Annotated in this window: 12 protein-coding genes; 6 read left to right on the top strand and 6 right to left on the bottom strand. The window is 66.8% G+C overall.

The window, feature by feature from the left end:
• Positions 1-126 precede the first annotated feature (126 nt).
• Complete coding sequence (gene wecB / locus WS75_RS01870) at positions 127-1,344, bottom strand: non-hydrolyzing UDP-N-acetylglucosamine 2-epimerase (protein WP_059678902.1); 1,218 nt, start codon at positions 1,342-1,344, stop codon at positions 127-129.
• A gap of 1,408 nt (positions 1,345-2,752) precedes the next feature.
• On the opposite strand from wecB, the gene WS75_RS01860 reads away from it, so the two are divergent.
• From WS75_RS01860 to WS75_RS01850, 3 genes are all read left to right on the top strand, one after another.
• A complete protein-coding gene (locus WS75_RS01860; RefSeq protein WP_059678900.1) occupies positions 2,753-3,841 on the top strand; it encodes a hypothetical protein in 1,089 nt (362 codons plus the stop codon).
• A 47-nt stretch (positions 3,842-3,888) separates the two neighbouring features.
• Complete coding sequence (gene glmS, locus WS75_RS01855) at positions 3,889-5,706, top strand: glutamine--fructose-6-phosphate transaminase (isomerizing) (RefSeq protein ID WP_059678899.1); 1,818 nt, start codon at positions 3,889-3,891, stop codon at positions 5,704-5,706.
• A 191-nt stretch (positions 5,707-5,897) separates the two neighbouring features.
• Positions 5,898-6,308: a TIGR02594 family protein gene (locus WS75_RS01850; RefSeq protein ID WP_059678927.1), complete on the top strand. Its 411-nt coding sequence runs from the start codon at positions 5,898-5,900 to the stop codon at positions 6,306-6,308.
• A 63-nt stretch (positions 6,309-6,371) separates the two neighbouring features.
• On the opposite strand, the gene WS75_RS01845 is transcribed toward WS75_RS01850, so the two are convergent.
• The 5 genes from WS75_RS01845 to WS75_RS01825 all read right to left on the bottom strand — a co-directional run bounded on the left by WS75_RS01845 (position 6,372) and on the right by WS75_RS01825 (position 12,034).
• Positions 6,372-7,814: an efflux transporter outer membrane subunit gene (locus WS75_RS01845; protein WP_059678898.1), complete on the bottom strand. Its 1,443-nt coding sequence runs from the start codon at positions 7,812-7,814 to the stop codon at positions 6,372-6,374.
• A gap of 16 nt (positions 7,815-7,830) precedes the next feature.
• Positions 7,831-9,405: a DHA2 family efflux MFS transporter permease subunit gene (locus WS75_RS01840; protein ID WP_059678897.1), complete on the bottom strand. Its 1,575-nt coding sequence runs from the start codon at positions 9,403-9,405 to the stop codon at positions 7,831-7,833.
• Between the two features lie 13 nt (positions 9,406-9,418).
• A complete protein-coding gene (locus WS75_RS01835; protein ID WP_059678896.1) occupies positions 9,419-10,510 on the bottom strand; it encodes an HlyD family secretion protein in 1,092 nt (363 codons plus the stop codon).
• A 64-nt stretch (positions 10,511-10,574) separates the two neighbouring features.
• Positions 10,575-11,006 carry a MarR family winged helix-turn-helix transcriptional regulator gene (locus tag WS75_RS01830; RefSeq protein ID WP_059678895.1) on the bottom strand — a complete coding sequence of 144 codons (432 nt, stop codon included), beginning with the start codon at positions 11,004-11,006 and terminating at the stop codon, positions 10,575-10,577.
• A gap of 107 nt (positions 11,007-11,113) precedes the next feature.
• Positions 11,114-12,034: a LysR family transcriptional regulator gene (locus WS75_RS01825; protein ID WP_059678894.1), complete on the bottom strand. Its 921-nt coding sequence runs from the start codon at positions 12,032-12,034 to the stop codon at positions 11,114-11,116.
• A 110-nt stretch (positions 12,035-12,144) separates the two neighbouring features.
• Here WS75_RS01825 and WS75_RS01820 point away from each other — a divergent pair, with 110 nt between their 5' ends.
• From WS75_RS01820 to WS75_RS01810, 3 genes are all read left to right on the top strand, one after another.
• Entirely contained in the window at positions 12,145-12,573 is a 429-nt protein-coding gene (locus WS75_RS01820) for a MarR family winged helix-turn-helix transcriptional regulator (RefSeq protein ID WP_059678893.1), read from the top strand.
• 66 nt (positions 12,574-12,639) lie between these two features.
• Positions 12,640-13,887: an aconitase X gene (locus WS75_RS01815; protein WP_059678892.1), complete on the top strand. Its 1,248-nt coding sequence runs from the start codon at positions 12,640-12,642 to the stop codon at positions 13,885-13,887.
• Positions 13,880-14,329 (top strand): aconitase X swivel domain-containing protein, encoded by a 450-nt coding sequence (locus WS75_RS01810; RefSeq protein ID WP_059678891.1) that lies wholly within the window; start codon positions 13,880-13,882, stop codon positions 14,327-14,329. The genes WS75_RS01815 and WS75_RS01810 overlap by 8 nt, the downstream gene beginning before the upstream one ends.
• Positions 14,330-14,429: the final 100 nt, after the last annotated feature.

Here is a 14,429-nt window from a genome sequence, read left to right as displayed (position 1 = left end):
CGGACGCCGGCGGTCTGTGTTCGCACGGCGCGATTCGACGACGAGGGACGGCGGTTCGCATCCGACCAACGACGGGCGGCGACATCGCGCGTCGCCGCCCGTCGGCATATCGCCCGATGACCGCATTCAAGGCGACCGCAACGCCTGCAACCCCAGCGCGAGCGCGTTGAACGGCATCTCGGCGGCCCCCAGCGAAAAGCTCGTCGCATTCGCACTCGCCCCCGGCGAATGCATCAGCGCGTGAACGATCCGCTCGCTCGCATGGCCGTCGCCATACGGATTGCTCGCGCGCGCCATTTCCTCGTATGCGCTTTCGCTGTCGAACAGCCGCGACGCCTCCCAGACGATTCGGTCCTGGTCCGTGCCGACGAGCCGCGCGGTACCGGCCTGGATCGCTTCGGGCCGCTCGGTCGTCTCGCGCGTGACGAGCACCGGCTTGCCGAGCGCGGGCCCTTCCTCCTGGATGCCGCCTGAATCGGTGATGATGAAATGCGAGCGCGACATCAGGAATACGAACGAAAGATATTCCTGCGGCTCGATCAGGTAAATGTTCGGCACGCTGCCGAGCAGCGCACGCGCCGGCTCGCGCACGTGCGGATTCAGGTGCATCGGATAGACGAACTGCGCATCGCGATAGCGGTTCGCGAGCGTGCAGAGTGCCTCGCAGAAATGCCGGAACGGCTCGCCGAAGCTCTCGCGGCGATGGCCGGTGATCAGCACGACGCGGCGGGACGGATCGAGAAAGGGAAAGTGCGCGGCGACCTTGTCGTTGAGCACCGTGTCGTGGTCGAGCATGCGTTTGACGTCGTGCAGCGCATCGATCACGGTGTTGCCCGTCATTACGACCGCGCCGACCGGCACACCTTCGCTGAACAGGTTGTCGCGCGCCCGGCCGGTCGGCGCGAAATGCCATGACGACACCGCATCGGTCACGCGGCGATTCAATTCCTCCGGCCACGGCGACCAGATGTCGCCGCTGCGCAGGCCCGCTTCCACGTGTCCGATCGGCAGATAACGGTAGAACGCCGCGAGACTGACGGCCAGGGTCGTGGTCGTGTCGCCATGCACCAGGACAACGTCGGGGCGCGAGTCGTCGAAGACGATTCCGATCGCCTGAAGAATGCCCGTCGTCACGTCGGTCAGCGTCTGGCTCTGGCGCATCAGATTGAGATCGTAGTCTGGCTTGATGTCGAACAAGGTGAGCACCTGATCCAGCATTTCCCGATGCTGGGCGGTGACGCATACCCTGGCGTCTACATCCCTTCGCGCCTTCAGCGCGCGGACGAGCGGCGCCATCTTGATGGCTTCCGGTCGAGTCCCGAACACAAGCAAGATCTTTTTCATCGTTGTCCTCGTTGAGCTTCTTCGCGCCGGAAGTCCCGGCACATGGCACCAAGCATCGATGCAGGCGACCCGTCCCGCCCCCCGCATGCGGCCGCACCGGCCGGCGCCGGCCGCGCGACATGCAGCGGTGTTGCCGGACGAGCGCGCCGCTTTTTGTCCGCGCGGTCTCCGCCACGCAATCGTCGGACTACGGCCGTCCGTTGTTCGGTCAATCACGTCATGTGTGTTCCTCGCTGCGCAGATCGCCACGTCTGTCCGTCAGGTTGCGCACATCATCGCGTCGCGGCGCACTTGTACCTGTTGCTGCTACCGATAGAGCAATATTCAAACCAGCGGCCCGGTGAGCGGGCCAGAGTCGCTTCGCACACGTGGATCGCCGCGGAACGTTTCACAATTGCTACGCGAGCAGTCGCGGCGCTCTGCCACGACGCGGACAAACATCTGACCGTTCGCTGCATCGCTCCGGTCATGCGATTCGAAGCATGGCGACTTGCGTCGCGCAGCAGCTGCCGATAGAACCGCACGCGCCGTTCCAGGCGCCTTGAATCATTTCGATATGCGAATCTTGTATGGAAAATATGCGGGACGTCTGCGGATTTCCGGCACTGTCTCTGTGCGAATGCTTCTCCCGGCGCATCGGGTCGCGCGCATCGCCCGACCCGGCCGGCGAGAAACGTTGCGCATCTGTAACGCAAGCCCGGGACGGGTCGTCTCGACCCGCACGATGACAGATCGACGAGCAGGTACTTGCCGAACAGAGGCCATGCAACGACTTCCCGCAGCGGTGGGTTTACCGAAATGGTGTCGCGCAAGGCATTCGTGTTCGGCAGGCGGAAGATTCCCGCTTGCGAAGGACGCGAACGCTGATTCGCCGGTGAATCAAAAACTCACGATCCGTGTCTGGTGTGTGTCGATCGAGTATGCGCAGGCCCTTGCACCACGCGGCGGGGCGATTCATGGCTCACCGCTTGCTTGTTTCAAGAGGACGGGCGTGCCCCCAACGCGTTCGAGCGGCGACGAAAGGACGGGAAGATCAATACGACGAATTCTGCGGGCAAGGCGGCATGCGCCGAGCTGGTCGGCGTGCATGTCGCGCTTGATCGCACATCGCGGCCGGTAGCCGACGCGCTCGGGTCTGCCGAACGAGGGTTCGCGACGGCGGGCATTGCGGTGACCGGATCGCACTGACACCACGGCGCACGGTCCTTGAACGGGAAAAGGGAGGAAGGCGTGTCATGTGTGGGATCGTCGGCGCGGCCGCGCAACGGGACATCGTTCCGATTCTGACTCGGGTTCACCGGCGCCAGGGTGAGCGGAGCCACACCGTCGACACATTCGCCGGGCGCGACGCGGCCAACGTCGCGTTCGGCGACGATTGCGCAGGACTGCCGCGCAGGAGCCCCCGATCATGAAATGGCCCGCGCTTTTTCCGGCTGCACGCGTGTGCCTGGCGGCCGCCGTCAGGCTGTGCCGCGCGTGGCACGTTGCCTGTTGCGTCGCCGCGTGTTGCGCCGTGCTGCACGCGGGCGCTGCCGAACTCCAGCTCGACGGGCTGTATCAACGCCCGGACGGCGCGATCACCGTGCGCCTGAACGGCGCCGGCATCGATCCTTATTTCGCGGCCAAGGCACTGCTTGCCGCTGCCGACACCCGCATGGATGCCCGTCAGGCGGCGCTCGCATGGATCGCATGGGTGTTGCCGCGCCAGCGTCTGGACGGCGGCTTCGATCGCTATTGCGTGAAGGCCGGACAGGTCAGCCGGTGCGCGGAAGCCGACGCGGACGACGCGATGATGGCGACATGGATCGAGCTGCTCGCGCGCTTTGCGCCTCCCGACGGGATGCCGGCCGCGTGGGAGCTCAGCCTGAGCCGGGCCGGCGTGCATCTCGATACGCTGCTCGACAAGACGAGCGGCGTCTACGAGATCTCGTCGTCGCTGCACGTCGCGCTGCTGATGGACAACGTCGAGGTGCACAGCGCGTTCCAGGCACTTGCCGCGTATTACGTGCGCCGTGCCGAGTACGCGCACGCGGCCCCTTGGAGCCAGCGCGCCGACCGGCTTTCGGCGGCGATCCTCAAGGTGTTCTGGCGCGGTACGCAATCCGGCTTTCGCGCGAGCACGCAGAAGATCGGCGACACGCGCTTCTATCCGGCGAAAGTCGCGCAGATCGTTCCTATCCTGTCCGGCATCCAGGTGCCCGACCAGTCGAGCGAGACGATCTACGCGCAATGGATGCAGAAGTACGGCAAGACCTGGACGCAACTCGCCGGCTCCGATTTTCCGTGGGGGCTGATCGCGCTGGTCGCATTCAAGATGAACGACTGGAGCACAGTCGCCTGCTGGTATGCGCGATCGGGCCCGTATCGACACGGCACGCACTGGAATGTAATGGAGGAAGCGCTTTACCTGGCATTCGAAGGCCGGACGGCCGAGCCGCTCGCACACGCTCAATGCGGTTTCACGACGGCGTCGGCAACGGTGACCGGATCGCGCTGACGCAATGGCGCACGGTTCATGATTGAACAACGGGAAGGAGACGTGTCATGTGTGGCATCGTCGGCGCGGTCGCGCAACGGAACATCGTTCCGATTCTGATTGAAGGTTTGCGCCGCCTCGAATATCGCGGCTACGATTCATGCGGCGTGGCGACCGTCGTCGACGGGCAGGCGCGCCGAGAACGCAGTGTGTCGCGCGTCGCCGATCTCGACGCACACGTGCGCAGCGCCGGGCTGTCCGGCAGCACCGGCATCGCGCATACGCGGTGGGCGACGCATGGCGCGCCTGCGACCTGCAATGCGCATCCGATCTTCTCGCGCGACGAAATCGCGCTCGTGCACAACGGCATCATCGAGAATCACGAAACGTTGCGCAGGCAACTGTCTGACGAAAACTACCAGTTCGATGGCCAGACCGATACGGAGGTCGTCGCCCATCTGATCCACAGCAAGTATCGCGGCGATCTGCTCGCCGCCGTGCGCGATGCGACGTCGCAGCTGCACGGCGCCTATGCGATCGCGGTGTTCAGCAAGCATGAGCCGCAACGGCTGATCGGCGCGCGGGTGGGTTCGCCGCTCGTCGTCGGCCTGAAGGATGACGAATGCTTTCTCGCGTCCGACGCGCTCGCGCTCGCGGGCATCACCGATCGCTTCATCTTTCTCGAGGAAGGCGACATCGTCGAACTGACGCCGGGCGGTGTGAGAATCCTCGAACGCGGCGGCACGCCGGTCGATCGCCCGATCCAGACCGTCTCGTCGGCGCAGGCCGCGGTCGAGCTCGGGCCGTACCGGCATTTCATGCAGAAGGAAATTTTCGAGCAACCTCAGGCCGTGGCCGCGACGATTCCCGATGCGGGGCTGTTCGATCCGGCGATATTCGGCCCGGATGCCGCGCGCGCGTTCGAACAGATCGACAACGTGCTGATTCTCGCGTGCGGCACGAGTCACTATTCCGGCCTGACCGCGCGCCGCTGGCTCGAGACGATCGCGCGCCTGCCCGCGCAGGTCGAGATCGCGAGCGAATACCGTTACAGCGACGCGCTCGCGCTGCCGAATACGCTGGTGGTCAGCGTGTCGCAATCCGGCGAGACTGCCGACACGCTCGCCGCGCTCAAGTATGCGCAGGCGCTCGGCCACATCGATACGCTGGCGATCTGCAACGTGCCGACCAGCGCGATGATGCGTCAGACCGGCCTGCGGTTCCTGACGCGCGCGGGCCCGGAAATCGGCGTCGCGTCGACCAAGGCGTTCACGACGCAGCTCGTCGCGCTGTTCATACTCGCGGTGACGCTCGGCCGGCTGCGCGGCTACGTCGACGATGCGCAGCTCGCGCGTTATACGACGCAGTTGCGACGGCTGCCGAGCGCGCTCGAGGACGTCCTCGCGCTCGAACAGCAGATCGAGCGCTGGGCCGCGGAATTCTCGATGCACGAGAACGCGCTGTTCCTCGGGCGCGGGCTGCATTACCCGATCGCGCTCGAAGGGGCGCTGAAGCTGAAGGAGATTTCGTACATCCACGCGGAAGCGTATCCGGCCGGCGAACTGAAGCACGGGCCGCTCGCGCTCGTGACGCACGCAATGCCGGTCGCGACGATTGCGCCGAACGACACGCTGCTCGAGAAACTCAAGTCGAACATGCAGGAAGTGCGGGCGCGGGGCGGGCAGCTTTACGTATTCGCCGATGCCGATACGCGGATCGACAACAGCGAAGGCGTGTCGGTGCTGCGAATGCCGGATTACTACGGGCTGCTGTCGCCAATCCTGCACGTCGTGCCGCTTCAACTGCTCGCGTATCACGCCGCTTGCCTGCGCGGCGCGGATATCGACAAGCCGAGGAACCTGGCGAAATCGGTGACGGTGGAGTAGCGCAAGGATATCGAAAACGCGTGTAGCAATCACGAATTCCGTCCGACCTCGCAACCGGGGCGGCCCGAGCCGACGCTGTCATACCGACGCATTCGTGAGAAGATTCACGATCCGTTCCGACAACCGAATCCGAGGCCGTCGTGATCCGATCGAACCCCGAGGGCAACCCGCAAGCCGGCCATCCGCCGTGGATGGCCATCGCACTGGCCGAGCTGGGCATTCGCCGCTTCCCGCCCGGCAGCATCAATCCGCGCATCGTCGAGTACAACAACCACACGAACCTCGTCGGCTACGACGACAAGATTTCGTGGTGCTCGTCGTTCGTCAACTGGTGCATGACGCATGCCGGCATCCGCGGTACGGGGTCGGCGCTCGCGCGTTCGTGGCTCGAATGGGGGCGGCCGCTGGAGCGCCCGGTGTACGGTTGCATCGCGATTCTGACGCGCGACGACCCCGTGAGCTGGAAGGGGCACGTCGGGTTCTATCTGCGTCACGACGACGAGCGTGTACACCTGTTCGGCGGCAATCAGCTGGAAGAGGTGCGCGAACTTGCGTATCCGGTGAGCGAGGTGATCGGATACCGGTGGCCGGACGTGGGCTGATCGCGCCGCACGCCCGGCCTTCCGCGCACGGACGACGGCGCCGGCCTCGCACGGCGGCCGCGGTCAATCGTGCGCGGCGGTGGCGGCCACGGCCTGCGCTTCACCCGCCGCCTCGTTCCTGCTCCACCCGCCGCCGAGCGATCGATACAACGCGACCGCCGCCAGCGCATGCTCTCGCCGGACCTGATTGAGCGCATCCGAATCCCGCAGATAGACTTCCTGCGCCGACAGCACGTCCAGAAAATCCGTCGCGCCGCCCTTGTAGAGCTGGTTCGCCAGCCCGAGCGCCTTGTCCGAGGCCGAGAGCGCGCTGTCGAGGCGCCGCGTCGCTTCATCGCTGCTGACGAGGTTCGCACGCGCATCCTCGACTTCCCGCAGCGCCTGCAGCATCGTCTGCCGCAACCCGAGCTCGGACTCGCGCATCCGGCTTTCGCTTTGCGTGATGTCGGCGGTGATTCGCCCCGCGTTGAAGATCGGGCTCGTCGCGCTCAACGCCGCGCTGAACAGGTTGTCGGTCAGCGTCGGCAACCCGAGGTACGACGCGGCCAGAATCCCGTCCGTCAGGTTCAGCGAGAACTTCGGATACCGCTCGGCCTTCGCGACACCGACCTGCGCCGCGCGCCGCTCGACCTGGGCGTAGGCGGTGAGCACGTCCGGCCGGCGCAGCAGCGCCTGCGATGGCAGCGTGGCGGGCGACCCGGCAGGCGGCGCCGGAATCGCGCCGGCCTGCGCGAGCATGATCCGGTCGTTCGACTCGGGCGTGCGGCCCGAATACACGGCGATCAGGTTGAGCTGATGCGCGATCTGCGCGCGCGTCGGCGGAATCCGCGCTTCGAGCGCATCGAGCTGGTTCTGCGCGCGCGTGACGTCGAGTTCCGTCGACAGCCCGAACGCCTGCCGCTTGCGCGTGAGTTCGAGCGCATGCCGGCGGATCGCCGCGTTGTCCAGGAGAATCTGCAGCTCCTGCTGCGCCCAGCGCAGGTCGACATAGGCCGAGGCCGTATCGGCCGCGAGCGCGAGCCGCATCGCGTCTTCCGCGTGCTTTTGCCCGACCAGCTCGGCCTGCGCGGCCAGCAGGTCGAGCCGCTCGCCGCCGAACACGTCCGGCGACCAGCTCAGCGCGAGTCCCGCGCCGGCCTGCCGCACGTAGCCGAGCGGCGGCGGCGTATTCTGGCGCGCGTCGGCCGCATGCGCGGTCGCGTCGAGTTCGGGCAGCAGCACCGCGCGCTTCTGCACGGTCAGCGCCTGCGCCTGCTTCACGCGTTCGGCCGCGGCCTGCAGATCGAGGTTGCCGTCGAGCACGGTCGCGATCAGCCGGTCGAGCACGGGATCGTTGAACTGCGCCCACCATGCGGCGGCGTCGATGTCCGCACGCGGCACGTCGGTGTCCCACGCGGCGGGCGCGAGCGATTGCACGGAATCGTGCAGCGCCGGGTGCTGCGCGGGCTGCACCGCACACCCGGCGGCGAATGCGCTGACGGCCAGCGCGACGAGTAGCTTTTTCATGATGACGACCTTGGCTTCAGTGCGCGTCCGGCGGCGGCGCGTTCAGGGTGATGGGACGGGAAAACGCGACGGCAACCAGCGCGACCACGAAGCACAGCGACAGCGCGTAGTACGCATCCGCGTAGGTGAGCGTCAGCGCTTCGCGATAGATCAGGCGATGCAGGTTCGCGAGGCCGGCCTGCGCGGTATCGAGCGTGTTGCCGGCCACCGAGGTCCAGTACGCGGCCTGGCGGTCGAGCAGCGACGCGACCTGCGGCTCGCCGGCGCTCACGTGTTCGTTCAGGCGCAGGTAGTGGAAGTTGAGCCGGTCGTTGAGCATCGTCGCGCTCACCGCGATGCCGATCGCACCGCCGAGGTTGCGCATCAGGTTGAACAGGCCGCTCGCCGACTTCAGCCGCGACTGCGGCAGCGAGCCCAGTGCCATCGTGACGATCGGCGGCACGCTGAATTGCTGACCGATGCCGCGCAGCGCCTGCGGCAGCAGCAGCTCCCGCCAGCCCCAGTCATGCGTGATCGGCGTGTAGAGATAGCAGCCGAGGCCGAAGCAGATCAGCCCGAACACGAGCAGCACGCGCAAGCTGAGGTAGCGTGCGGCGAACGCATACGCGCAGAGCGCGATCAGCTGGAACGCACCGACCGACAGCAGCGCGATGCCGATCTGCAACGAACTGAACGCGCGCACCTGCGCGAGAAACAGCGGTGTCAGGAACACCGTGACGAAGATCCCGATGCCCGTCACGAACGACAGCAGGCTGCCGATCCCGAAGTTGCGCACGGCGAGCGCGCGCAGGTCGACGACCGGGTCTTCCGCGGTCAGTGCGTGCACGATGAAGAGGAAGCCGCAGATGCCGGAGATCCACGCGCAGATGACGATCGCATCGTCGCTGAACCAGTTCTTGCGCGGGCCTTCTTCCAGCACGTACTCGAGGCAGCCGAGGAAGCCCGACATCAGCGCGATGCCGAGATAGTCGCCGCGCTTGATGAGGCTGAGATCGGGTTCGTCGATGTGCACGTAGCGCGGCACGAGCGCGGCCACTGCGATGCCCGGCACGAGATTCAGGTAGAACAGCCAGTGCCACGACCATTGATCGGTGATCCAGCCGCCGATCACCGGCCCGATCGCCGGCGCGAGCGACGCGAGCGCACCGATCGTCGTCGACGCGATCAGCCGCTGCTTGCCCGGAAACAGCACGAACGCGGTCGTGAACACGGTCGGGATCATCGCGGCGCCGAGCGCGCCCTGCAGCCCGCGGAACAGGATCATCGAGTTGATGTCCCACGCGAGTCCGCACAGCATGCTCGTGATCGTGAAGCCGACGGCCGACGCGACGAACAGCCAGCGCGTCGACATCACTTTCGACAGCCAGCCCGACATCGGGATCACGATGATCTCGGCGATCAGGTAGGCCGTCTGCACCCAGGACAACTCGTCCTGGCTCGCGGACAGGCCGCCGCCGATGTCGCGCAGCGACGACGCGACGATCTGGATGTCGAGCGTCGCCATGAAGAAGCCGACGCACATCAGCGCGAACGCGAAGACGCGCTGCTTCGTCGGTTGCGACGCGGGGTCGCCGGAAAAGGCGGTGGTCATCGCAGGCTCCCGTTCAGTTCGCGTGGTCGGTATGCACGGTCACGACCGCGGAGAGGCCTGGACGCAGCACGTGCTCGATGCCCGGCTGCGGATCGAGATGCACGCGCACCGGCACGCGCTGGACGATCTTCGTGAAGTTGCCGGTCGCGTTCTCGGGCGGCAGCACGCTGAAGGTCGCACCGGTCGCGGGCGCCAGGCTGTCGACGCGGCCGTGCAGGCGCGTGCTCGACGCGTCGAGCGCGACGTCGACGCGATCGCCGGCGCGCATCTTGCGCAGCTGGTCTTCCTTGAAGTTCGCGTCGATCCACAGCCCGGACACGGGCACCACCGTCAGCAGCGGCACGCCGACGTTCGCGAGCATCCCGACGCGGCCCGTGCGGTTGCCGACGTAACCGTCGACGGGCGAGCGGATCGTCGTGTACTCGACGTTGAGCGCCGCGACGCGTTGCGCGGCGAGTGCCGTGTTCACGCGGGCCCGCGCATCGACGAGCTGCGCACCGAGCACGTCCAGCTGCCGCTTCGATGCGAGCAGCGCGGCGTCGCTGCGCGCGACGGCCGCATCCGCTTTCGAATAATCGGCGTCCGCGCGTTCGACGATCTGGTTCGACACCGCATCGGATTTCACGAGCTCGCGGTAGCGCACACGGTCGGACGACGCGCGCGTGAGCTCGGCGGACGACGCATTCTTGTCCGCGGCATGCTGGCCGATCACCGCGTATTGAAGTTGCTGCTTCGCTTCGAGTTCGGCCACCGCGGCGCGCGCGCTGTCGACTTCGGCGCTCGCCTGCGCGAGCTTTGCATCGTAGTCGCGCGCATCGAGCTGCACGAGCACGTCGCCGGCCTTCACGCGCTGGTTGTCGGTCACGAGAATCTTGTCGACGAAGCCGTTTACCTTCGGCGCGAGCACCGTGACGTCGCCGCCGACGTATGCGTCGTCGGTGCTTTCCTGGAAGCGCAGCACGAACAGCCAGTCGAGCGCCGCGGCCGCGACCGCGACGACGACGGCGGCCACCGCGATACGCATCCACGGTACGCGGCGTTGCTGCCTTGCCGGCCGGTCGGTTGTGGCTGCCTCGCGGGAGGCGGCGGCTTGGGTCGTTTCCATCGAATCACCTATGTATATGCACTTACTGAAGCGACCGACGACGCGTCGCCGATCGGGGAGGGGGTTAGCGTTCCGGGAGGTTGTGCGTGATCCGGAACAATTCGTCTCTGAGGCGGGCGGCCTGCGCCGACCCGAACCGCTGCTCGAACGCCTCCTGCGCGGCGAGCCAGTGCACCTGCGCTTCGGCGATCTTCGTTTCGCCTTGCGCGGTCAGCGCGAACGTCTGGCGGCGGCAACGTGGCTCGATCCTGCCCATGACCAGCGCCGCGCCGACCAGCGGCTTGAGCGCGCGCAACAGCGCGGTGCGCTCGATCACCAGCGCTGCCGACAGCATCGCCATCGTCACACCCGGGCGCTCCCGCAGCAGCGCGAGAATGCTGTACTGCGACGGCGTGACGCCCGCCCGCGACAGGTAGCGCTCGTAGAACTGCGAGATCCGCCGGGCGGCTTGACGGACCGCGAAGCAATCATCATCGGTAAGCGTGGTCTTGTGCATGTGCACATGTTAGGTCGCGGACCGGCCTGAAGCGAGTGGCGGTGCGGGATCAGATTGGTGCCGTGGCTGTACCAATCGACGATGGAACGGCGCGTTTTCGCGCCGGATCAGGCGGCGGCCGGAACAATCCCGCCTTCGCGGTCGCAGTACGCGGCCGTGTAGTCGATGAACGCCTTGACCTTCGCCGGCAGCAGCGCGCGGTTCGCGTAAGCGAGCTTGATGTCGACGAACGCGTCGACGAGGTCGGCATCGTCGAGCAACTGCACGAGCGCGCCCGACGCGAGCTCTGCTTCGACGAGCGTTCTCGGCACGGCGCCGATACCGAAGTCGTGCATCACCATTTCGCGGTTGAAGACGGGGCTGTTCGACGAGATGTCGAAGCTCAACGGCACGATCAGCGTGTCACCGTCGACGCGGAACGACAGCGCGGGCCGGCGCAGCGACGGCGACATCGGGACGAACGCATGACCGGCGAGGTCGGTCGGCGTTTCGGGACGCGGATGCGTGCGCAGATACGCGGGCGTCGCGACGATCACGACGGGGATGCGTTCGACCAGCCGCACGACGGTCGTCTCGCTCGTCAGCATGTACGGCACGACGATGCCTATGTCGTAGCCTTCGCCGACGAGGTCGACCGGGCGCTCGGTCAGCGTGACGTCGAGGCGCACCTTCGGATGCGCGGCCTTGAAGCCGGCGATCAGCGGCACGAGCCGGTTGAGCGCGGCCGTCGTGTGCGCGACGAGGCGCAGCAGCCCCTCGGGCTCGCGCGTGTGCGACTGCGCCTGCGCTTCCAGCGAATCGAGTTCGTCGAGCACGGCCGCGCAGCGTTCGTAGATGCGCTCGGCGGTCTCGGTCAGCGAGACCTGGCGTGTGGTCCGGTGCAGCAGACGACTGCCGAAGCGCGCCTCCAGATCCGCGACCGCCCGCGACACGACCGGCCGCGCGAGGCCGTGCATGTCGGCGGCGCGCGTGAAGCTGCGCATTTCCACCACCGACCGGAAGATCCGCAGCTTGTCGATGTAGTCCATGTCCGTCTCCTCGAGGTGATGGCGGGGCGCCTGATGCACGCGGCCGGCCCGGCCATGTTACGGCGGAGTGTACATTGACTTTATGCATATGCACATATAAATTGCCGTTCATGAACGATATCCAGATCGCCCAGGCTTGCAATTGCCTCGCGCTGCGTCAGGCGGCGCGCTTCGTCACGCAACTTTACGAGCGACATCTGGCCCCGGTCGGCGTCACGCCCGCGCAGTTCTCGATCATGGCGAATCTGTCGCACCGGCCCGGCCTGGTGATGAGCGAACTCGCCGACACGCTGGTGATGGATCGCACGACGCTGTTGCGCGCGCTGAAGCCGCTGCAGCGCGACGGCTTCGTCGCCGCGGCCGCATCCGAGCATGACGCGCGCGCGCATGCGCTCAGCCTGACGAAGCTCGGCGAGCGCACCTTCGCGCAGGCGAAAGTCGCGTGGCAGGCCGCGCAGGACGAGTTCGAGGCGCAGTTCGGCCACGGCCGCGCCAAGGCGCTGCGCGACGAGCTGTTCAGCCTGACCGCGCAGCGATAGGCGCAACGCGCGGTAGTATGACAAAAGCGATCCGGATCCACCGGACGAGACACGAGGAGCCTCCCCATGCTGCAGTTAAGCGAGCGCGACGACGCGATGTTGCGCGGTGCATTCGGCGACGGCGTCGCGCGCGCGATGCGGATCGTCGCGCGCACGGCCGAAGTCATGTCGGCGCCGCACCTGATCGACATCACGTCCGCGCATATCGACGGCTGTCTTTACCATGGCCAGACCAGCCTCGACTTCGTCGAATATTTCGTCGACACCGGCGCGCAGGTCGCGGTGCCGACCACGCTGAACGTCGGGTCGCTCGACCTGATCCATCCCGAGCTGTATCACGGCGACCGCACGATCCAGCGCGACGCGCAACGCCTGATGGACGCGCATCTCCAGCTCGGCTGCGAGTCCAGCTTCACGTGCGCGCCGTATCAACTGAAGAATCGTCCGCGCCTGGGCGAGCAGATCGCGTGGGCCGAATCCAATGCGATCGTGTTCGCCAACTCGGTGCTCGGCGCGCGCACCAGCCGCTACGGCGACTTTCTCGATCTGGCCGCCGCGATCACCGGGCGCGCGCCGTATGCGGGATTGCACGTCGAATCGAATCGCGCGGCACGGATCGTGTTCAACGCGCCGGACTTCGGCAACCGGCCGTCGCGCGACATCTACTTCGCGGCGCTCGGATTGCTGATCGGCCGGATCGCCGGCGCAACCGTGCCGGCGATCGTCGGGCTGCCGGCCGACACCACCGAAGACGAACTCAAGGCGCTCGGCGCGGCCGCCGCATCGAGCGGCGCGGTCGCGCTGTTCCATGCGGTGGGCGTCACGCCCGAGGCGCCGACGCTCGACGCCGCGCTGCACGGGCAGGCGCCGCAGCGAACCGTCGATGTCGCGATGGCCGATCTCGACGAGATCCGCCGCACGCTGAACCATGGTGCGGCCGGCGATGCGCTCGTCGCGGTCGCGCTCGGCACGCCGCACTTCTCGCTGGCCGAATTCCGCACGCTCGACGCGCTGCTCGACTCGTTCGACGGCAAGCCGAAGTGCGATTTCTACGTGAACACGAGCCGCTTCATCCTGTGGGAACTGGACGAGCTCGGGCTTGCCCCCAAGTTCGACGCGCGCGGCATCCAGATCGTCGTCGACACCTGCACGTACATCACGCCGGTGATGAAACAGCTGTCGGGCCTGGTGATGACGAACTCGGGGAAGTGGGCGTCGTACGCGCCCGCGAACATTGGCGTCACGGTGGCGTACGGCAGCATGCGCGAGTGCGTGCGCTCCGCGTTCGAGGGAAAGGTGCGATTCGATGACTGAGGCAATCGTTCGGAAACTGACGGGCGATACGCTCGTGCCGGGCAGCGCATGCGCGAAGACGATCGTGCTCGACAAGCCGCTCAGCTTCTGGGGCGGCTACGACTCGGGCGCGGGGCGGATCGTCGATCGCGGGCATCCGCAGGCGGGCGCCAGCCTGGCCGGCCGGATCATGGTGATGCCGCACGCGAAGGGATCGAGTTCGAGCAGCAGCGTGCTCGCGGAAGCGGTGCGCAACGGCACGGGGCCGGTCGGGATCGTGCTGAAGGAGCGCGACCTGATCATCTCGATCGGCGCGATCGTCGCCGCCGAACTGTATGCGATCGCGGTGCCGGTGGTGTGCGTGAACGATGCGGTGTACGACGCGATCGTCGCCGCGACGGGCGACGTGCGGATCGAGGCAGGCGAGGGCGACGGCTGTGCGCGGATCGACGTCCGCGGCTGACGCGTCACGCGCTCGCCGGCTTGGAGGAAGCCGGTGTGCGGCGGATCTTCCCGCACGAACGACCGCGCATTTCTTGCCGGCCATCTCGCGCTTGCGGCCC

The organism is Burkholderia sp. FL-7-2-10-S1-D7, from assembly GCF_001524185.1.
In the GTDB taxonomy this organism is placed as follows: domain Bacteria; phylum Pseudomonadota; class Gammaproteobacteria; order Burkholderiales; family Burkholderiaceae; genus Burkholderia; species Burkholderia diffusa.
The sequence above is the reverse complement of the archived record's forward strand: the minus strand, read 5'-3'. Positions and strand labels throughout refer to the sequence as shown.